This window comes from Pedobacter sp. AC379 (assembly GCF_979258145.1).
Map to the genome: position 1 here is coordinate 5,293,533 of NZ_OZ409839.1, position 22,101 is coordinate 5,315,633.

Consider the following 22,101-nt stretch of genomic DNA (forward strand, 5'->3'; position numbering starts at 1 on the left):
ATTTTGCCACAAGGCAGGTAAAAATAAATTGAAGCCTGTTTTCGGGGCGAAACAGTACGGTATCTTTTTAACCTCTTCCTACGTCGGCATTACCCGCATCAGGTTCATTAGAAGGGATAAGGTTTGAGGTGTAAGGTTAAATACTATACCTTAAACCGTTTGGCTTAAACCTCTAAATGGGTATAATCTCAGCAAATTGATGGCAACAGAAATTGCAGCATCAAAAAGCACCCCTTTGAGCAAGGCAAATATAGTTTTAAAAATGAAATGTTTTGATTGAAATGTGAAGAGTTGTCAACTTTACTGCCACCAGGACATTAAAGTTAACAACGCTCAAATTTATTTAGAATAATCCCAACTGTCCTTTGTCATCAATTTCGATATCATCCGGGTTGGTGATCTCAAAACCTATCTTTTTAGCAGGTTTTTCTTCTGTTTCTGGCTTATCTCCACTTTTAACCGGTTTATTTTCTTTCTCAGGTTTATTTTCAGCCTTCGTTTCTTCCTTTTTAACAGGTTTTTCAACTACAGCAGGCTTTTCTTTTACCTCTGGTTTTTCTTGTTTAACTACAGGCACTTCTTCAGGCTCTTCCGTCCGCTCAAATTTCGGTTTTGGCTTTTCTGCCAATGGCTTTTCAAGCGTTTCATTTTCAGCTGTTTCCTCTTTAAAATCAACAGAATTTTCTTCTTCAGCTACATTTCCTTCATCAACAGATCCATCTTCCGCATCTGTTTCTGCAGTTGTTTCCTCAATCTCTTCCACTGCTAATTCAGGTTCTTCCAATATCACCTTCTGTACATCATGTGGAGATAAACGGTTGCCATTGGCCTTTAATCCTTTTACATCAATCAATTCAGACAATAATAAATCCAATGTTTCCGGAATTTGGGTTTTGCCTTTTAAAACATCAACAATAATTTTCGCACCCGGATTTGAAGTGAGGTACAATAATTTCGACTTCTGCTCCTCACTAATAAAAATTGTTTTCCTGCTGTTAGCCTGCAATTCGAATGTAAAACGCTTAATGAAATAGTTCTGAGCCTTTCCATCAAAATGAACCGCGGCAAAAATCCGCTCAGGATCAAATTTCTGGATCAAGATCAATCCATCATCAAAGTGGTTACTTAACTCGAATGAGCTTAACTCGTAAAAACCATCCTTATGTACCTGCAAAATGCGGTCATCGCCGTCAAATTCGCCAAGGTATTTTCCACGGCCATCTACATTGAGGCGTTTTAACAAATCATCATACCAGATTTTAAGTCCCGATAAGGTAGAAACACCTTTACTTTTCAGAATAATCTTTTTAACCGGATATTTCGAAATAATATTCCCTTGCGAGCCACGACCTTTAATTGCCACTTCGGCAAAATCCTGATCAAACTGAAGTTTACGCAATTTGGAATGCGGTTTCAGGGCCACGTTAACAATTTCAGCCTCACCGTTAGGGTTGGCAGTAAAATACAACACCTTCGAACCTTTCGATCCTTTCGTTAAATCGTATTCCTTATCGCGCGTTACCCCAACTACAGCAAATCTTTTTATATAAGCAGTACCACTAGCACCATCTTTGTAGATCATGTTGTAAATGGTCCGCTCATCATTCTTTTTAAATACCTGTGCGTGTATAATGCCCTTTCCTACAAAGGTTTTATCGGCTACCTTCGTAATGATGCATTTACCATCCTCGCGAAAAACAATCACCTCATCAATATCCGAGCAATCTGCAACAAATTCATCCTTACGTAAACCCGATCCGATAAAACCATCCTCACGGTTCATGTACAATTTAACATTCGCAAGTGCCACTTTAGACGCCTCTACCCGATCAAACAGGCGGATTTCAGTTTTACGCTCCCTTCCTTTCCCATATTTATCTTTCAATTTCTGGTACCAGGCAATGGCGTAATCGGTGAGGTGTTTTAAGTGGTTTTTAACAACCTTGATTTCATCTTCAAGATTTTTCATCTGCTCATCAGCCTTTTTCACATCAAAACGGGTGATGCTACTCATTGGCTTATCAATCAGCTTTTTAAAATCCTCAGGTAAAATTTCGCGATAGAGTGATGGTTTAAACGGATCAAATAAAATGTGTAAAACCTCAACAACAGTGTCGAAATTGCTTGAGTTTTCATATTCAGGATTTTTATACATCCCTTCCTGAATAAATATTTTAAGCAAAGAACTAAAGAAAATCTTTTCCTGCAATTCGTGCAGGCGGATTTCCAGTTCCCTTTTTAGCAGGTGTTTTGTATGCTTTGTATTTTCAATCAGGATATCATTTACACTCAAAAAGAGTGGTTTATCACCCTGAATGATACAGGTATTTGGCGAAATGGATACTTCGCAGGCCGTAAAAGCGTAAAGTGCATCAATGGTTACATCGGGCGATATGCCGGGAGCCAGGTGCACCACAATTTCTACATTGGCAGCGGTATTATCCTCAATTTTCTTAATCTTGATTTTGCCTTTATCATTGGCCGATAAAATACTATCTATCACTGAACCCGTTGTGGTGCTGAACGGAACTTCGGTAATTACCAAAGTTTTTTTGTCTTTTTCAGTTATTTTGGCCCTTACGCGGATTTTACCTCCACGCTGACCTTCATTATAATTCGAGAAATCGGCCATCCCGCCAGTAAAAAAATCTGGAAGAATGTTTGGGCGCACATCTTTTAATGCTTCAATTGAGGCATCTAAAAGTTCGATAAAATTGTGCGGCATTACCTTAGTTGCCAAACCTACGGCAATACCTTCTGCACCCTGAGCCAATAACAGCGGAAATTTTACCGGCAAAGTGATGGGCTCATTGTTACGTCCGTCGTAACTTAATTGCCATTCTGTAGTATCCGGATTGAAAACCACATCATTAGCAAATTTTGATAAACGGGCCTCAATGTAACGGGGTGCCGCCGCGCTATCGCCTGTAACCGGATCGCCCCAGTTTCCCTGCATATCAATCAGTAAATCTTTCTGACCAATTTGCACCATCGCATCACCAATTGATGCATCACCATGAGGGTGATATTTCATGGTATTACCAATTACGTTGGCTGCTTTATTAAAACGCCCATCATCCATCTCCTTTAACGAGTGCATAATACGACGTTGAACGGGCTTTAAACCATCATTTATGTGCGGTACAGCCCTATCGAGAATTACATAAGACGCATAATCGAGAAACCAGTTTTCGTATAAACCGTTGATTGGGGTTATGGTATGTTTGTGCTCTTCGTTTACGTTTTGATCTAATTCTTCACTCATTTATTTACAGAAATTGGCAGCCGTAAATATAATAAAAATGATTGCATAGAATAAAGAGAGGTTATTCACATTCCAAAGTGGAAAATTGGTTTTACAGGAATGATTAAGGGAAAATAAAATGGATTTTTTTGATCATCTGTCATTATTCTACCATTTACAGGCTTCAGTAAAGCGTTCGTCATTGTTGTGAGATACGAAGCAATCTTTCATGCTAGTGAGCCTTGCCATAAAGATTGCTTCGTCGGCTGAAAAAGCCTTCTCGCAATGACGATAACCATAGGATTCAAATCCTTAAAATCATGTCACTCATATTGATTTTTATACAATAAATTATCCCTCAGGATGATGCAGAATCTTAGAGCACCAACAATTTAAAAGGGCTCCACACATTTGCAAACTATATATATTGTAAGATCGATGATTGTTTTTAAAGATTGGTAAATCAGGGTTAAATGGCTTTGTTAAAGTTTGTTCCGGCTTTACGATGCGATCTTTTTTGCTCTCCAACCCGGCCCGGGCAGCAAAAAAGGATCTCCTCTGCAATCCGGTTTAGGAAGGTAGTGTTGTGCTGCTATTTAGGGCTGTTAGGCACATAAAATCAGCACCGGCCTAAAGGTTGTAAATTTTTAGTATAAGGGTTGTTAGTTTGAGCTAGCACTCGTTTTTTTAATGAGCGTTGAATGATTTATTGTTTTAAACCATACAATCATAACCCTATTTATGCACTTGTTTGAAAAGAGCGCGAGCAGGGCAAGGATAATGAATTTATCTTGATGGCAAATGCGAAGGTTTTTCCAATGCGGAGATGTTGATTTTAACTAAGCTTGTTTCTAATGGGTAAATTGTCATTACTCTACCCCCAATAAAACGCCAGAAACATTCCATGCACTCGAACTACCACCTTCGGGCTTGCCCATAGGGATTGTTATTTTTACAGTATGCTTACCAGCCTTTAAATCTCCCAAACTAATCCAATTTGGATTGGTAACTGTGCCCGGGCACCAATTAGAACGACTTAAATCAGACGATGATAAACCTGTTTCAAAATTTCCGGAAGCCGGGTTAAACAATCGGTACGAACCGCAATCCTGTCGCCATGGGGTAAAAGCAAAAGCCTCCTTTTCATCCAACCAGATGGTATTTTTGCGTGGCACAAACTCATCACCATTGCCCCAGCCACCATGGCCGGTTGTAATGTAACGCAGCCTGGCATCTTTTAAATCTTTGGCTAATGTGAAAGCTACTTCCAAACCTTTTTCACTGCTAAACATTGTGGCATATTCTTGTCCTGCCATTTCCATTATATTGGTTGAGTTAAACAGAGGCAAAATCACCTCTTTAACTTCTTTCTCTCTCCCGCCATTATGTAATGTAATATTTAACGAAACTTTATGTCCGCCTTTATCATAATTACCAATAAAAACCGCTATCCAAACCTCTTTACCATTTACTAGGGGAAACAATTCTGATACATCCTGTCTGTAATAAACTTTTTCAGCCCAGGTTTTGTTTTTCAGTTTTAAATTATTGTATTTACCAACTCCAAAAGGAGTAAAAAAGCGCATTAATTCAATAACCGGATTGTAATTTGCGGTGGCAACTACGCCCTGGTATTGCTTTCCGTTACCATTATCATAAATTGGCAGGTTTTTAACAGAATTTTTAAGGGCATCCATCAAACTGATCTGTTTATCTGTAGGAATAATAAAAACCGAGCCCGTTCGATCATAAGCATCACCATTTGATTGTTCAGTTAAATCGACAAAAACATTCGGATTGTTTTTCAGTTCAGGGAATTTAACCTTTCTGGCAATTACAGTTCCTCCGGCAAAGCGAAAAATAGAATCGGTAGATTGCGGTTTTTCAATAAAGTTGATCTGCTCATTATTGAAAACGTTTAAAGTGGTAAACCTGCTCTTCCAGAGTAAATCTTTATAGCTTAATCCATCAGTCAAATTTGCACTGATTTTCTGTATATCAATCACTTTAAACTTTTTAACCTCTTCAATTTTAGTAGCCGTAATAAAGCTGTTGCCATTACGTACCTGCTCTAAAACCAAACCCAGGTTTTGGCCTAAACTGGTTGGCGCAGCTTTAATGCCTGCATCGCTGGTGTACCACAAATCAATCCGGTTGGAATTTACAACCGTTGTAGCCTTTTTACAGGTATAACCTAAAATCACTTTGGTTTCGTTGCTCAATTCAAAAGTTTGCTTACTGATGGCAAGCGTATCTGCAGTGGCAATCTGGTTTTTTATGCTCAAATCTGCCAGCTGAAATAAAATGCCTGCTGGTTTGGTTACAATACTTTGCTCATAGGGATATTTTGGCTTATTATCGAGTATAGCAACATTACTGATTAAATTCTGCGTTGCCGAAGCCAATACCACAGTGGCATTCCGGTCTTCTTTCGGTTTCCCATCTGATGATCGGAAATAAGTTATTTTATAGGTAGAGCCACTTTTAAGTACCGCCTGGGCGTTTGCGCCAAAAGAAATCAGAACAGAAAGTATAAGGATGTAGAAATGCTTCATGTGGTTAAAAAAACCAAATATAAGTATAAAAGTCGGAGGTATGAGGTAAGGAATTGGAAGACGGAAATACGTTCTGATAGGAAAATCGTTATTGCAAACACAATCGACAAAACAATCTTAAAATGATGGCTTTTAGCTACTACATTAAGATTGCTTCGTCGGCTAAACAGCCATCTCGTAATGTCGACCTGATTAGAGGTAACTCCCACTTAGCGTTCTAAACGATCCTCTACAAAAGAAAAAGGCAACAAGCTCTTTACGCTTGGCACTTTAAGCACCTCACCATTTAAGCAATAAAAAATCACCTCAATCTCCCTATTTTGTTTGCGTTCGAACTCGGCCATTACCTGTAAGCAGCCTCCACAAGATGTTACTGGTTTCAAAATCTCAAAATTATCCGTTTGCGCGGTAATCGCCATACTTTCTATTACCGCATCCGGATGTGTGGAACCGATACTAAAAAGTGCTACCCTTTCGGCACAAAGCCCTGATGGGTAAGCCAGGTTTTCCTGGTTACTCCCCAATATGGTTTCACCCGAGGCCAGGCGAATTGCCGTACCCACCCTGAATTTGGAATAAGGTGAATAAGAAGTGGCCAAAGCACGCTCTGCATTTTCGCAAAGTAATCTATCTGCCAATGTTAATTCATTAATACTTTCGTATTGCTCAAAAGATATATTTAGGTTTATTACATTCATTTTTAACAAATTATCAAACCGCTAGTGTTAAATTTTTATGGCGGGCGAACAATTTAAGTTATTTTTTGTATTATTTAATAAAACCTGCCTTAAATTTAATTTTAATGGCATGCTTTTGGCATTTGTCGATCACCAAACACGCATAGCTTTGAATAAATACGTACGTAAAAGTCTCAAAATTTTATTGTGGGTAATTGCTTCCATCATCATCCTGGTTGTTGGAATAGCATTATCTTTAAATATCCCTGCAGTTCAAAATTTTGTTAAAGGTAAGGCCATAAACTACCTTAAAACTAAAACCAAGACAGAAGTTAGTTTAGAAAGCATTAAAATTGCATTGCCAAAAGATGTGGTGCTGAACAAATTTTACATCGAAGACCGCAAGGGTGATACCTTATTATATGCAGAAAAATTAGCGGTAGACATCAGCTTATTCAAGCTTTTAAAAAACACTGTTGAGATTAATAACATTGAACTAAAAAATGTACGTGCCAATGTAAAACGCATCAATCCCGATACAACATTTAATTTTTCATTCCTTGTTGATGCATTCGCAAGCGATCAGAAAAAGCCCGAAGAAAAAGTAAAAAAAGATACCACTTCTACCTTAAAATTCTCTGTAGATAAAGTATCATTCGAAGATATTGGTATTAACTACCGTGACGATGTTGCCGGTAATGATGTGAAATTATATTTAGGTGCTTTTAAAACCAAAATAAAGGATTTTGATCTCGCCAATCAACATTATGTAATCAAAGAATTAAGCTTGGTTAACACTTCATTGCGCTATTTACAACAAAAGCCACTTACCCAATTGGTGCAGCACATTACAAACAGTGTAGATAGCAGTGAGAAAGAACAAGGTAAACTGCCATTAATTGAAGTACAAAACTTCATTTTCAGCAATGTAAAGGTTAATTACGAAGACCAAATATCGACCACCAAAGCCATTGCAGATGTAAATGATTTAGGCCTGGCCAACCTTAAAGTAGATTTAACCAACAGCAAATACTCTGTTGATGATGCCCATTTAAACAAATCGAACATCCTTTTTGCCTTTAAGCCCGCACCGAGCAACAATTTAAAGAAAGTTAAAGATACTGTAGTGCCCGAAAAATCTCCTTTGGGATTGATCATTAAAAACATTAGCCTTGCCGATAACAACGTACAATTTGATAATCTCGGGGCCAAACCCGCACCCAAAGGCATGGATTTTAACCACCTTAAAATTAACCAGCTTAACTTAGGGGCAAGTGATGTAAATTATAGCGCGGCAGGTATAAAAGTAAATGTTAAAAACGGATCGTTAAAAGAGAAAAGCGGTTTTATACTCGATGAACTTCGTGGTGATGCTGTATATAATGATAAACAGATTAAACTGAGCAATTTTATCCTTAAAACACCAAATACCTCCATTGAGAATGCAACCGAGTTAAATTTCACCTCCATGGAAGATTTAACAAAACATCCTGAACGTGTAAAATTAAATATTGCCCTTAAAAATACTTCCATCGGTTTAAAAGATGCTGGTTTTTTCAGTAATGCCGTACCAGCCAATTACCGAAACGAAAAAATAAGAGTAAATGCAGAAGTAAACGGTTACCTCAACAACCTGAATATCCCTAAACTGCAGGTAAGCGGATTAAAAAATACCCAGATCGACATCAGCGGAAAAGCGAAAGGATTACCAGATGTTAAGAAAACTTTCTTGGATTTAAACATCAAAAAACTGCATGTTACCAAAGGCGATATCCTCGTTGCTGTGCCTAAAAAATCTTTACCACCATCTATCGAATTACCGAATGTAATTGATGCCAAAGGTAACTTTAAAGGCTCTATGACCGATTTTAACACCAACTTAAATATTGCCACCGATATGGGTAGTGCAGTTGTTGTTGCGGGCATGAATGGGCCAAAAGGAAAGGAAAGCTACAAGGCAGATGTGAGCTTAAACAACTTTAACGTTGGCAGATTGCTTAAAATGCAACCTAAACTGGGCCGCGTAACTGTTAAGGCAAATGTTGCAGGTACCGGGCTCGATCCTAAAAAGATTAATGCCAAATTTAATGCGAGGGTTTTAAGTGCCTATTACAACAAATATACTTACCGCAATTTATTACTCGCCGGTAATTACAGTAACCAGAATATTAGCATTAAAAGCAGCATGCCCGATAGCAATGCCAACTTTAATTTAGATGCCAAAGTAAATATGGCAGGCAAATATCCATCTGTAAAAGCCAATCTCAACTTAAAACAAGTCGATCTTCAGGCACTAAACTTTAGCCCAACCGTGTTAAGTGCTGCAGGTATTGTTAAGGTAGACCTTGCCACAGCCGATGCCGATTATTTAAACGGTTCGGTAGATGTTACCAGCCTTCAACTGGTTAAAGACAAGCAAAAAATTAATGTAGATACGATTTCCATCCGTGCAAAATCTACTGCAACAGAAAATGAATTAACCCTTAAATCTGAAATATTATCTGCCAAAATTGATGGTAAATACCAATTAACCAAAATAGGTAGCGCAATTATTAATCAAATTAATAAATACTATGCTTTTGGAACAGTAACCAAAGTACCCGACCAACGTATGCGGTTTTTTGTACAGGTTTACGATTCCAAGCTTTTAAAAAGTTTTGTACCTGAGTTAACGGTTTTTAAACAATCGCAGTTTTACGGTTTAATCGATACACAGAAAGATAGTTTAAAAATCAAAGGTAATTTTCCGCAGGTAGTTTATGGCGATTTTAAAGTTGACACAACTGTTCTCAACATTAACAACGATAATAATAAGCTAGATTACAGTTTAACGGTAAAAAGCCTTCAAAGCCCATCAATTGCATTGTTTAATACTGAAGTAAGCGGTGATGCAGCAAACAACAACCTTGGTGTGAATATCTTTTTACGCGATAGGCAGCTTAAAAACAAATATGTAATTGGTGGTACTTTCCAATCGATAAATAAAGACTTTAAATTCTCTCTTGATCCGCAGAAATTATTGCTCGATTACCAGAAGTGGGTAGTTTCGCAAGATAATTATATACAGTTTGGAGCTTCAGGAATTTTGGTAAATCAATTCCAGATCAGCAACAGCGGCCAGTCGCTTTCCATCAACAGCAACCCCACTGAGCCGAATGCACCTTTGGCTGTAGCTTTTAAAGATTTCCAATTGGAAACCCTGACGAAATTTGCAGAAACGGACACGACACTCGTTGGCGGTCGCTTAAACGGAACTGCAAACGTTAAAGATTTGGCATCAAGTCCAAAATTCGAAGCAAACTTAACCATCGATCAGCTGCGTTACCAAAAAGATCAGCTGGGTACATTACGCGTAGCGGTAAACAACAATACCCAAAATGCATTCGAAGTAAATGTAGCCCTAACCGGCGTACATGAATTAAGGGTTAACGGATTTTACTATACCGCACCGCAAAGTGCATTAGACCTTACGGTAAACATCGATAAAATTGAAATGAAAAACATCGAGAGTTTATCTGCCGGTCAGCTAAAACGTGGCACAGGAACTTTAACAGGTGCATTAACTGTAAAAGGAGCTTTGACTGCGCCGAAGGTTTTAGGCGATTTAACTTTTAATAATGCAGGATTTAACGTGGCGTATGTAAATTCATTTTTCCGGATGCCAAACGAAAAGATTTCCTTCACCGATGAAGGGATCAGTTTTAATAACTTCACACTAATCGATTCTTTAAATCAAAAAGCAACCATTAATGGAAAAGTGCTCACCACCGATTTTAAAAATTACCGCTTCGGCTTAGATATTAAAATGAACAATTTCAGGGCAATCAATTCTACTGCTGCTGATAATGACATGATTTATGGAACGGTATTTTTAACGAGCGACATTAAAGTACGTGGAGATTTAAACCAGCCTGATGTAAACATGAACATCAAGGTAAATAAAGGTACCAAGTTTTTCTTTGCGCTGCCATCTAGCGATCCTTCAATCATCGATCAGGAAGGAATTGTACAATTTATTGATGCCGATGCACCGCCTTTTAACGGCCAAAAAGCTTTAAAGGTAGACAGTATAAATAAATCGGCCATGAAAGGCATTAACCTTGTTGCGGCAATTACCATCGATCCTGAAGCCGAGCTGAATGTAGTGGTAGACCCATCAAATGGCGATGCACTTAATATTAAAGGTGAGGCAGATCTTAATGCAACGATGGATCCGAGCGGTAAAATAAGTTTAACAGGCCGTTACGAAATTGTAGATGGTTCTTATAACTTATCAGTTGGGCCGCTAGGCAAAAAAGCATTTAAATTGGTTAAAGGAAGTACCATTATCTGGACGGGTGAACCTACTTCGGCAAATGTGAATTTAACTGCATTGTACGAAGTAAACGCTGCCCCTATTGATCTCATCAATGAGCCGGATAATATTCAGGCCAAAACTAAATTGCCATTCCAGGTTTATTTAATGATGAAAGGTGAATTGCTAAAACCAATCATTTCCTTTAAGCTAGACTTACCTGAAAATGAACGCGGGGCACTAAACGGAACGGTTTACACCAGATTGATTAACGTAAACCGCGATGAGAGTGAACTCAACAAACAGGTTTTTGCATTACTGGCACTAAACAGGTTTATCGCCAACAACCCTTTCGAAAGTTTAGCCGGTGGCGGCGGAGGTGTATCTACCTTGGCTCGATCTAGCGTAAGTAAATTATTGACAGAACAATTAAACAACCTGGCATCTGATTTAATTCAGGGTGTAGAATTAAACTTTGGGGTAAATTCATCCGAAGATTATTCTACAGGCTCGCTGCAACAGAAAACAGACCTGGAAGTTGGTTTATCAAAAAAACTATTAAATGATAGGTTAACCGTAACTGTGGGCAGCTCTTTTGCATTGGAAGGACCACAGGCTCCGGGAGAAAAATCGACAGATATTGGTGGAAATGTTAATGTAGAATATGCATTATCAGCCGATGGAAGATATAGATTAAGGGCTTACAGACGCAACCAGAACGACGTAATAGTACAAGGACAGATTATCGAAACCGGATTAGGTTTCACGCTAGTTGTTGATTACAATAGATTTAGAGAAATCTTCCAGAAAAAACGAAACAGAAGAAACATTGAACAAAAACCTAAAAATGAGACAACTAACTAGACCAATTTTATTTGCACTGGCCTGCTTAGTTTTGGCGGGATGTAGCGCTACGAAATCTTTAAAACCAGGGCAACATCTATATACAGGTGCTGAAGTAAAGATCAATCCAGATTCTTCGGGCAAAATTGATGATGAAAAACAAGTAAAAACGGACCTTGAAAGTAAAACCAGGCCCCGTCCGAATAAATCTATTTTGGGTGTAAAATACAAACTTGGCATTTACAACCTTGCAGGCGAACCGAAAAAACCAAAAGGCTTTAAAAACTGGTTGCGCAAGCAAGGTGAACCACCTGTATTGGTTAGTGAGGTAAAACTAAAATATAACAACGATGTATTAACAAGTTACCTAATTAGTGAGGGTTACCTGCAGGCTATCGTTACTGGCGATACTGTAGTGAAAGATAAAAAAGGCAAAGCTGTTTATACTGCAGAAACCGGAAACCGATATAAAATTAATAAAATAACTTTCCCACCAGATACCGGGGCTTTAACCAAAATCATCAATCAGAATAAAAATAAAACCCTGCTAAAAGTAGGTGATTATTACGACCTTGATAATTACAAAAACGAACGCATTAGAATAGATAATGACCTAAAAGAACAAGGCTATTTTTATTTTAGTCCTGATTACCTGATTTTGCAGGTAGACAGTACCATTGGCAAAAACCTGGTAAACGTTACGGTTAAGGTAAAAGATATTGCGCCTGATGCTGGTTTAAAACCTTATTCGATCAGGAATATCAACATTTACCCGAGTTATAGCTTGCGGAGAGATACCATATTAAGAAAGTTAAAACCACTGGAGTACCACGATTTTAGCATTTATGATGATAGGAATACCTTTAAGCCAAGATTGTTCGATCGATTGGTGTTTTTCCAGAAAGGTGAACCTTATAACCGTAAAGACCACAATCAATCGTTAAACAGAATGGTAAACATTGGTGCCTTTAGAGATGTGCGGGCAGAGTTTTTACCAATCGATACTTTTAAGAACAACCAGTTAGATTTGAACATATACCTCACCCCGTTAAAGAAAAACTCATTGAGCTTTTCGGTTACAGGTACCAGTAAATCAAATAACTTTGTAGGCTCGGAAGTAAAAGTGACGCAAACTACCCGAAACTTATTTAGAGGTGCAGAACAGTTGGATGTAAGTGTAAGCGGTGGTTTTGAAACACAGGTAAGAGGTACTTCTTTAGGCCGGAATTCGCTTTCGCTTACAACGGAAGCAAAATTAACTTTCCCTCGTTTTATTGTGCCCTTTTATAAACCGAACAGCACAACAGCTTTCATCCCTAAAACCATTGCTTCGCTTTCTTATCAGATGCTAAACCGTGGTTCTGAATATACTTTACATGCCATAAAAGGAGAATTTGGATATAATTTTAAAGAAAACCAGTACAAGGAGCATAACTTTAATCCGATTTCAATCAGTTATATTTCTACAGGCTTTCCTGATTCAAACAGAAGAGACAGTTTATATGAAGTGAACCCACTATTAAGGAGTACTTTAGAAAACCAATTTATAATTGGAAGCAATTATAACTTTACTTACACCAACCAAATGGAAACCAACCGCAGAAATAATGTTTATTTCTTTGGTGGTTTAGAAACAGGTGGTAATGTGTGGGGCTTATTTACACCGACAAACGATTTAGGACAAAAAACTTTGTTCAATACACCCCTTACTCAGTTTATAAGAGCAGAGGCCGATTTCAGGGATTTTTACAAAATTAACCGCAACCTGATTTGGGCAAACCGTTTAAACCTTGGTTATGGTTACGCATACGGTAACAGTACTTCGTTACCATTTGTAAGGCAGTTTTTTGCAGGTGGAAGTAACGATATCAGGGCATTTCCGGCACGTACATTAGGTCCGGGTACTTACAAAGTTCCTGATAATGCCATTTTTGCCGATCAGGGTGGCGATATTAAATTAATGCTGAATTCAGAACTCCGTTTCAAAATTGTAAGCGTATTGTATGGGGCATTATTTGTAGATGCCGGAAATATCTGGCTAAGGAAAGAGGATTTGGGAGAACCAGGCAAACCGGAAACGGCAAGACTTGGATCGGGCTTTAAATTAAAGAATACATTTAATGAGTTGGCTGTTGGTACAGGAGCAGGTTTACGGGTTGATGCTACAATTTTCGTGGTACGTTTAGATGTTGCGTTCCCTGTACGTAAACCTTACCTTCCTGAAGGGCAGAGATGGGTATTTGATGACATCGCATTTGGAAACAAAGACTGGCGCAGACAGAATTTAATTTTTAACATTGGGATAGGTTATCCGTTTTAATTTTTCGATGAAAGTATTCCAAACAATCAAGAGTTTCTTTATTGCGCTTTACCACCTCTTTACTGCTGCCGGAAAAGGCTTTGTAGAGGATAGGGTAACAAAACTAAGTGCGTCATTAGCATATTATACTATTTTTTCGCTTACACCGCTTATTATAATCATGCTATCGGCCGCTACCCTATTTTTTGGCGACAAAAGAAATGAGGAAACAAGGGGCCAGTTTTATGGGCAGATCACCGAAATGGTTGGCAAAGATGCAGCTACACAAATCCAAGGTTTTGTAGAACATGCCAATAAATCGGGGCAATCTACCATTGGTTTAATTATTGGAATAGGCACATTGATTATTGGTTCTACTGCAATTTTTATTGAGATTCAAGATAGCATCAACATGATTTGGAAAGTAAAGGCTGTGCCCAAAAAAGGCTGGATAAAAATGCTTTCTAACAGGTTGTTGTCGTTCTCATTAATTGTTTCCATGGGATTTCTACTACTTGTTTCGCTGGTGGTTAACACTGTGGTAGTGGGTTTGGGATCTAAATTAGGCGACCTGCTTTCGAAGAGTAAAATAGATGAAGTTATCCCCGTTGCAAACGATACAATGACCATTCTGGTTTATATTTTAAACAATGTAATAACGCTTGCTGCCGTTACTGCTGTATTTGCTGTTATTTTTAAAGTATTGCCAGATGTGATCATCCGATGGAAATCGGCAATAATTGGGGCCTTGTTTACAGCTTTACTTTTTAGTTTGGGTAAATACCTGATCGGGATTTATATAGAAAAAGGTAATCCAGGATCTGCCTTTGGCGCAGCAAGTTCCATCATCGTAATTTTATTGTGGATATATTATACCTCAATTATACTTTACTTCGGAGCTGAATTTACCCAGGCCTATGCAGAAAAGTATGACAATGGAATTTCTCCAAGTAAATATGCTGTTTTTACTAAAATTACTATTGTAGAGAAAAAGGTAGATGTATTACCACCACAGCACCCTGAAGATACTGTTGAAGTAAATAAAGAATAATTCTGTTCACGGAGATGGGTTCAACATTATGAACCATCGCGACAAATATTCAATATCAATTGTGATCCAGCATTTGTTTCAGGATCTTTAAATAACATATACTTCAAAAATGATTCCTCATTTAGAGTGGATTAGATCATAACCACCCCTCGGAGGGGCGGCACCGAACCTTTTTGCATCGGTTTCGAGCCTTTTGCACCCTTAACCACCTCTCAGAGGGTCTGCACCGAGCCTTTTTGCATCGGTTTCGAGCCTTTTACACCCTTAACCACCCCTCTGAGGGTCGGCACCGAGCCTTTTTGCATCGGCTTCGAGCCTTTTGCACCCTTAACTACCCCTCGGAGGGTCGGCACCGAGCCTTTTTGCCCCGGTTTCGAGCCTTTTGCACCCTTAACTACCCCTCGGAGGGTCGGCACCGAGCCTTTTTGCCCCGGTTTCGAGCCTTTTGCACCCTTAACCACCCCTCGGAGGGTCGGCACCGAGCCTTTCGAGCAGAGAAATCTAATGAACTTATATCTCATAGATGCTGAAACAAGTTCAGCAAGACGCAAGATTGCTGACAAATGAATCATAAAGCAATTCTTCCTTAATTATTTCATGTTGAGTTATATAGTCTTCGTTTGCAACGAGGATTTTTGAGGTACGCATTTGCAATACGAAAAAAGTTCCCTTAAGAGCGATGAAATCGCTTTACTCGTACATCCTCGTTATAAACGAGGACGATGTACTGTACAACGGAGCGAAGAAATCTAATGAACTAATATCCATAGATGCTGAAACAAGTTCAGCAAGACGCAAGATAGTTGACAAATGAATCTTAAAGCAATTCTTCCTTAATTATTTCATGTTGGGTTATATAGTCCTCGTTTGTAACGAGGATTTTTGAGGTACGCATTTGTAATGCGAAAATAGTTCCTTTTAGCGCGATGAAATCGCTTTACTCGTACATCCTCGTTATAAACGAGGACGATGTAGTGTGCAACGGAGCAGAGAAATCTATGAACTTATATCTCATAGATGCTGAAACAAGTTCAGCAAGACGCAAGATAGTTGACTAATGAATCTTAAAGCAATTCTTCCTTAATTATTTCATTTTGAGTTATATAGTCCTCGTTTGTAACGAGGATTTTGAGGTACGCATTTGCAATGCGAAAATAGTTCCTTTTAGCGCGATGAAATCGCTTTACTCGTACATCCTCGTTATAAACGAGGACGATGTAGATGATCATCTATGAATTCTCTGTGCTTTCTGTGTTTCCGTGGCAAAAACTGATCTCTGTGTAAATCTGTGGTTAAATAGTCCTCGTTATAAACGAGGACTATGTAGTATATGAAGTCGTCATTCCCGCGCAGGCGGGAATCTTAAAGCAATCCTGGGCATGTTGAGCCTTTAAAAACACCACCACCAAGCTCCTACGCAACTTCCTCAACAATCACTTTTGGCTCCTCTTTCACTTCGTCCTTTTCTATGCGTAAATTGCGAATAATGTGCTGCTGCCTGTCTGGTGTATTTTTACCCATGTAATATTCAAGCAGGCTTTTAATTGTTTGGTCTTTTAAAATAACTGGGTCTAACCTGATATCTTTTCCAATAAACAAGCCAAATTCATCTGGCGATATTTCACCCAAACCTTTAAATCGGGTAATCTCTGGCTTATTGCCTAACTTTTCGATCGCGTTTTTACGTTCCTCGTCGCTATAACAATAAATGGTTTCCTTTTTATTTCTTACCCTGAAAAGTGGTGTTTGCAAAATATAAACATGCCCTGCTTTAACCAGATCAGGAAAAAACTGAAGGAAGAAAGTCATCATCAGCAAACGGATGTGCATGCCATCCACATCGGCATCAGTGGCAATTACAATATTGTTGTAGTGTAATCCTTCCAAGCCATCTTCAATATTTAAAGCATGTTGCAAAAGGTTAAACTCTTCATTTTCGTAAACCACTTTCTTTGTAAGCTCATAACAGTTTAATGGCTTACCCTTTAAACTAAATACGGCCTGACAATCAACATCGCGCGATTTTGTAATCGAACCTGATGCCGAATCACCCTCAGTAATAAACAGCGTAGTTTCGTAACGTTTCTCGTGCGTGGTATTAAAATGCACTTTACAATCGCGGAGCTTTTTATTGTGAAGCGATGCTTTTTTGGCCCTATCGTTTGCTAGCTTTTTAATCCCTGCAATATCCTTACGTTCACGCTCCGATTGCATAATTCTTTTTAGCAATGCATCGGCAACATCAGGGTTTTTATGCAGGTAATCATCAAGTTCCTTTTTAACAAAATCGTTTATAAAGGTGGCCACAGACGGACCTTCGGGACCCATATTCTGTGAACCAAGTTTTGTTTTGGTCTGCGATTCGAAAACAGGCTCCTGTACACGTACGGAAATTGCTGCAATTATTGACGAGCGTACATCGGCTGCATCAAATTCTTTTTTAAAAAACTCCCGAACGGTTTTTACTACAGCTGCCCTAAATGCTGCCTGGTGCGTACCACCTTGGGTAGTGTGCTGGCCGTTAACAAAAGAGTGATAATCTTCGCCATATTGCTGCCCGTGAGTCATGGCAATTTCGATATCAGGCCCAATCATATGAATAATCGGATAACGGATTTCTTCTGGCTTATTAAATTTAGAAAGCAGATCGTAAAGACCTCTTTCTGAAAAATATTTCTGGTTATTGAAATTAACGGTTAAACCTGTGTTTAAGAATACATAGTTCCAAACCATGCTCTCTACAAAATCAGGAATATAGTGGTAATTTCTAAAAATGGTTTCATCGGGATAAAACGTAATTGCAGTACCGTTACGCTGTGTAGTATCGATAACAGGTTGCTCAGTTACAATTTCTCCTTTAGAAAACTCAACTTTTTTTGTTTTCCCATCACGGTAAGATTGTACGGTAAAACTGGTAGAAAGGGCATTAACTGCTTTTGTACCTACCCCATTTAAACCAACAGATTTCTGGAAAGCGTTACTGTCGTATTTACCGCCCGTATTAATTTTGCTTACACAATCAATTACCTTACCCAATGGAATTCCCCTGCCATAATCGCGAACGTTAACCTTTTGCTCCGAAAGGGTAATTTCGATGGTTTTGCCGGTACCCATTACAAATTCATCGATGGAGTTATCTACAATTTCTTTAAGCAAAACATAAATACCATCATCCTGAGCAGAACCATCGCCAAGTTTACCAATGTACATACCCGGACGAAGCCTGATGTGCTCTTTCCAATCTAATGAACGAATACTGTCGTCGTTATAAACTACTTCTGCCATACTATGTTTATCTGCACTCCATTTGAAAACTCTGCATTTTTTGCTTTGCAAAGCGATGAAGATTTTATAGAAATAATACTGAAAACTGAAATAAAATATTTTCAGCTATGCTCTTCAGCATTATCATACAATAATAGATTTATTCTGTGAGGCTCGCAAAAGAAAATTTCCACATGTCAACAGTTAGAAGTATAGGGTCGATGGTTCATGGCCTAATGCCTGATAATCATACTTTAAAGTTGTAGCGAATATCATAAGCCGTTTGGCCATCAACTACAATTCATTAAACCATGAGTGCTCCTTTAATCATTCGGCCTTCAATCATTCAATTTTCCCTATCTTCATCCAATTATTCAAAATCTTATTTAATGCAACAAAAGAAACAGCTTTCGCTCTTCGATTTATCCATGATAGTGGTAAGTTTGGTTATTGGTATGGGAGTTTTCCGTACGCCTGTAAACGTAGCTGCAAAGGCTCAGGTGCCAGAGCTTTTTTACCTTGCCTGGTTTATTGGTGGCTTTGTTGCTTTTTGTGGTGCATTAACCTATGCAGAAATCGGGTCGCGTTATCCGGTAACCGGCGGATACTACAAAATATTTTCATCAGCCTACCACCCTTCCATTGCTTTTGCCATTAATTGTATTGTAATTATATCAAGCGCAGCATCTGTTGCAGCCATTTCAATTATTGGTGCCGAGTACCTGAGCAAAATTATTCTTCCTATTGATAAACAGAATGAAACCTACCGGGTTGTTATTGCCATTACCACCATTTTAACCTTTTATTTTATTAATCTACTTGGCTTAAAAGCAAGTTCGAAAACACAAAATGTGTTAACAATTATTAAAATCGGAATGATTTTAACCTTAATCTGTGCGGTATTTTTCGGCGGGCAGGCACAAACCGTAACCCCTGTTTTTAAAACCGCAAGCGGCGCATTACCAAACTGGGCAGATTATGGTAAAGCATTGGGTTTATGCTTAATTGCCGTTTCTTTCTCTTACGCCGGTTATGCACAAACCATTAATTTTGGTGGCGAGGTAAAAGAAGCCAAGAAAGTAATTCCACGATCCATTATTATCGGTTTAACCATTATTGTAATGGTTTACCTCACCATTAATTATGTGTATGTAAAAGTTATCGGCTTCGAAGAATTAAAATCGGCAGAGAGTATTGCTGCAATATTGGCTTCAAAAATATTTGGTCCCGCAGGTTTTAATGCGCTTTCAGTTATCATCTTTTTCTCTGTAATGGGCTACATCAATGTAAACCTGCTGAGTAACCCCAGAGCCATGTTTGCCATGGGTGAAGAAGGTGCACTACCAAAAATATTCAGCAGGATGAATAAAAAAACCGAGGTAATAACAATAAGCCTAACAGTTTTTACCTTAATTGCGGTAGTTATTATTTTTTACGCAAAAACTTTTGATAAGATTTTAAACTATACCATATTCCTCGAAAGCATTAGTATGGCCAGTTCTGCAGCAACAATTTTTATATTGAGAAAAAGAACTGCACATCTTGATAAAAAAACCATCTATACTGTTCCTTTATATCCTATATTGCCTATTATATTTATTGCAGCCTACACTTTCGTGGCTTTTAGCATTTATGCCGATGACCCCGACGCGGCCCTAAACGGTTTATATATTTTTGTTGGCTTTCTTGCAATCTATTTTGTAAGCAGATGGTTTAGTAAGAAATAGTTCTGGGTTAATCACATTTCCTTCAAACCTCGCAGGTTTTCTAATCTGCAAGGGTTAGAAAACACTATTAAAAAAAGTTAATGAACAAAACACTCTCTTTAAAACAGGAAATTGCTTACGCCGCCGGTATGATCGGCTGGAGCACGATGACCAATATCATCATCGTAATGCTTCCTTATTTTTACTTACCGCCCAGCAATGCTGGTTTACCGCCTTTGGTGCCGCAGCTCGTTTTATTGGGTGCGTTTAATATTCTTTCTATCATTGCCGCTTCTGGCCGACTTGTTGACGCCATCTATGACCCATTTATTGCTTCAAAAAGTGATGCCAGTACCAATAAAAACGGCCGCAGAATGCCTTTTATGAAATGGGCAATTTTTCCTGCAATGCTTTTTTGCGGACTTGTTTTTTACCCAATACAAAAAACAGAAAGCCTGCACAATGCCTGGTGGCTTACCATTACACTCTGCCTGTTTTTCGTATCAGTTACCACTTATATTATCCCGTACAATGCACTGTTGGCCGAAGTAACCAATACACCAAGGCAAAAAGTTAAGCTTTCGAGCTACCAACAGGTGGGTTTTGTAATTGGAATTATTTTATCGGCCTGCACCAATAATTTTGCCGATCTGGTTGAAGATAATTTGCATGTGGCCAACCGCAGCGAAGCCATCCAGATTGCAATTTGGGGCCTCTGCATTTTGTCTGGCCTGGTGATGTTATTGCCCATATTTTTCATCAACGAAAAGGAATTCTCGGTGGCAAAACCTACCCATGTTCCCTTATGGCCTGCAATTAAAAGTACCTTTAAAAACAGCAATTTTAAATATTACCTCATTTCCGATTTTGCTTTTTACACTGCACTGAGTATCATCTCGAGTGGCTTACTGTTTTTCTGCACGGTTTTACTCGGGTTGTCAGAATCTGAAGGTGGCAAGTTTATGGGCGCAATGGTATTGGCATCACTCCTATTTTACCCTATTGTAAACTTTGGATCTGCTAAAATTGGTAAAAAACCTTTCGTATTGCTCGCTTTTGGTGTGCTATGCCTAATTTTTGTAACCATTTTCTTTTTGGGTAAATTACCATTTGGTCCATATACGCAGATTTACATACTCGTTTTATCAGCTTCTTTTCCATTAGCAGCACTGGGCATCTTACCTACCGCTATTTTAGCTGATATTGCTCAAAGAGATACCCTGGAAACAGGTGAAAACCACGAGGGCATGTTCTTCGCCGTGAAATATCTTTTTGTAAAACTGGGGCAAACTTTTGGCATTGCCATTTTTGCCATGCTCACCATTTATGGTAAAGACCCGGGCAACGATTTTGGCTTGCGCCTTAATGGAATTGTGGGCTTCGGACTTTGTTTAATTGCGCTACTGTTTTTCAGCAGATTTAAAGAGGACAAATAGCTTGGCATGAAACATTTTGAGTTAGCCCCCTACACAATCTAAGAAACATGAACGAATTACTTGTACAAAAAGACTTGAGGTTGAGGTACAAATCATTTTTAATTACCGAAAATGGCCTTCAGGTAAAACATAAAAGCCTGCTCCGCTCAGGAGAATACCTGTTGGCATACGAAAATGTGGGCACAAGAATTTATAAAGACAATAAGGGTATTTACGGACTGCTATTTTCATCAGCATTGGTGGGCTTAGTATCGGTACTGTTATACTTGTTAAGAAATGATGGAGAGGGTGTAGACAGCTCGGTGTATCTTTTTTATTTCGGAATATCGTTGATACTTTTGCTTTTGTATTTACTCACCTACAAACGAAATTTTTACCTCGTGAAACATGGCAATGTAGAGGCCATAGAATTTTTTCAGCATAAACCATCAAAAGCAGCAGTAAATACTTTTATCAATGTGTTAATAGAAACAAGAAATACATTTTTGTTGAATAAATATGGGCAGATCAATTTTAGCTGTACCCGCGAAGAAAATTACCAGAACCTGGTGTGGTTAGCCAACAATGAAGTGATTAACAATATAGAATTTAACCACATGGTGGATAAGCTAAATCAAGCCATGCAACAGCAGCAACCCCACCGAATCACTTTTGATTTTAGCCTGAACTAATTTAATAAACAGCAAATTTATTATATAAAAATACATGAATGGAGGTATGCCAGTAGTTAGG

The 22,101-nt window shown here is 38.5% G+C and carries 10 protein-coding genes; 6 read left to right on the forward strand and 4 right to left on the reverse strand.

Features of this window, described 5'->3' with window-relative positions; genetic code table 11:
- Positions 1-343 precede the first annotated feature (343 nt).
- The 3 genes from ACZZZW_RS22825 to ACZZZW_RS22835 all read right to left on the reverse strand — a co-directional run bounded on the left by ACZZZW_RS22825 (position 344) and on the right by ACZZZW_RS22835 (position 6,497).
- Entirely contained in the window at positions 344-3,265 is a 2,922-nt protein-coding gene (locus tag ACZZZW_RS22825; RefSeq protein WP_463496852.1) for a DNA gyrase/topoisomerase IV subunit A, read from the reverse strand.
- A gap of 848 nt (positions 3,266-4,113) precedes the next feature.
- Positions 4,114-5,799, reverse strand: a complete 1,686-nt coding sequence (locus ACZZZW_RS22830) for a PNGase F N-terminal domain-containing protein (RefSeq protein WP_463496854.1) — start codon at positions 5,797-5,799, stop codon at positions 4,114-4,116.
- Positions 5,800-6,008: 209 nt separating this feature from the next.
- Positions 6,009-6,497, reverse strand: coding sequence for a cytidine deaminase (locus tag ACZZZW_RS22835; RefSeq protein WP_463496857.1), 489 nt, complete (start codon positions 6,495-6,497; stop codon positions 6,009-6,011).
- A gap of 37 nt (positions 6,498-6,534) precedes the next feature.
- Between ACZZZW_RS22835 and ACZZZW_RS22840 the strand changes: the two genes are divergently transcribed.
- From ACZZZW_RS22840 to ACZZZW_RS22850, 3 genes are read left to right on the forward strand one after another with little or no spacing between them, the layout of a single operon-like run.
- Entirely contained in the window at positions 6,535-11,634 is a 5,100-nt protein-coding gene (locus ACZZZW_RS22840; protein WP_463496860.1) for a translocation/assembly module TamB domain-containing protein, read from the forward strand.
- Entirely contained in the window at positions 11,618-13,933 is a 2,316-nt protein-coding gene (gene tamL, locus ACZZZW_RS22845; protein ID WP_463496863.1) for a translocation and assembly module lipoprotein TamL, read from the forward strand. Before ACZZZW_RS22840 ends, tamL begins: the two co-directional genes overlap by 17 nt.
- 7 nt (positions 13,934-13,940) lie before the next feature.
- Positions 13,941-14,963 carry a YihY/virulence factor BrkB family protein gene (locus ACZZZW_RS22850; RefSeq protein ID WP_055912777.1) on the forward strand — a complete coding sequence of 341 codons (1,023 nt, stop codon included), beginning with the start codon at positions 13,941-13,943 and terminating at the stop codon, positions 14,961-14,963.
- Positions 14,964-16,376: 1,413 nt separating this feature from the next.
- On the opposite strand, the gene ACZZZW_RS22855 is transcribed toward ACZZZW_RS22850, so the two are convergent.
- On the reverse strand, positions 16,377-18,248 hold the full coding sequence (locus ACZZZW_RS22855; RefSeq protein WP_463496868.1) for a DNA topoisomerase IV subunit B: 1,872 nt from the start codon (positions 18,246-18,248) through the stop codon (positions 16,377-16,379).
- A gap of 368 nt (positions 18,249-18,616) precedes the next feature.
- Here ACZZZW_RS22855 and ACZZZW_RS22860 point away from each other — a divergent pair, with 368 nt between their 5' ends.
- The 3 genes from ACZZZW_RS22860 (at position 18,617) to ACZZZW_RS22870 (ending at position 22,040) form a co-directional block, all read left to right on the forward strand.
- Complete coding sequence (locus ACZZZW_RS22860) at positions 18,617-19,954, forward strand: APC family permease (RefSeq protein ID WP_463496872.1); 1,338 nt, start codon at positions 18,617-18,619, stop codon at positions 19,952-19,954.
- An 80-nt stretch (positions 19,955-20,034) separates the two neighbouring features.
- A complete protein-coding gene (locus ACZZZW_RS22865; RefSeq protein ID WP_463496877.1) occupies positions 20,035-21,369 on the forward strand; it encodes an MFS transporter in 1,335 nt (444 codons plus the stop codon).
- Between the two features lie 47 nt (positions 21,370-21,416).
- Complete coding sequence (locus tag ACZZZW_RS22870) at positions 21,417-22,040, forward strand: hypothetical protein (protein WP_463496880.1); 624 nt, start codon at positions 21,417-21,419, stop codon at positions 22,038-22,040.
- Positions 22,041-22,101: the final 61 nt, after the last annotated feature.

Excerpts from the sequence above, each read along its gene's own strand:
- ACZZZW_RS22825 (WP_463496852.1), bottom strand. The coding sequence starts at position 3,265 with ATGAGTGAAGAATTAGATCAAAACGTAAACGAAGAGCACAAACATACC.
- ACZZZW_RS22830 (WP_463496854.1), bottom strand. The coding sequence starts at position 5,799 with ATGAAGCATTTCTACATCCTTATACTTTCTGTTCTGATTTCTTTTGGC.
- ACZZZW_RS22835 (WP_463496857.1), bottom strand. The coding sequence starts at position 6,497 with ATGAATGTAATAAACCTAAATATATCTTTTGAGCAATACGAAAGTATT.
- ACZZZW_RS22840 (WP_463496860.1), top strand. The coding sequence starts at position 6,535 with ATGGCGGGCGAACAATTTAAGTTATTTTTTGTATTATTTAATAAAACC.
- tamL (WP_463496863.1), top strand. The coding sequence starts at position 11,618 with ATGAGACAACTAACTAGACCAATTTTATTTGCACTGGCCTGCTTAGTT.
- ACZZZW_RS22850 (WP_055912777.1), top strand. The coding sequence starts at position 13,941 with ATGAAAGTATTCCAAACAATCAAGAGTTTCTTTATTGCGCTTTACCAC.
- ACZZZW_RS22855 (WP_463496868.1), bottom strand. The coding sequence starts at position 18,248 with ATGGCAGAAGTAGTTTATAACGACGACAGTATTCGTTCATTAGATTGG.
- ACZZZW_RS22860 (WP_463496872.1), top strand. The coding sequence starts at position 18,617 with ATGCAACAAAAGAAACAGCTTTCGCTCTTCGATTTATCCATGATAGTG.
- ACZZZW_RS22865 (WP_463496877.1), top strand. The coding sequence starts at position 20,035 with ATGAACAAAACACTCTCTTTAAAACAGGAAATTGCTTACGCCGCCGGT.
- ACZZZW_RS22870 (WP_463496880.1), top strand. The coding sequence starts at position 21,417 with ATGAACGAATTACTTGTACAAAAAGACTTGAGGTTGAGGTACAAATCA.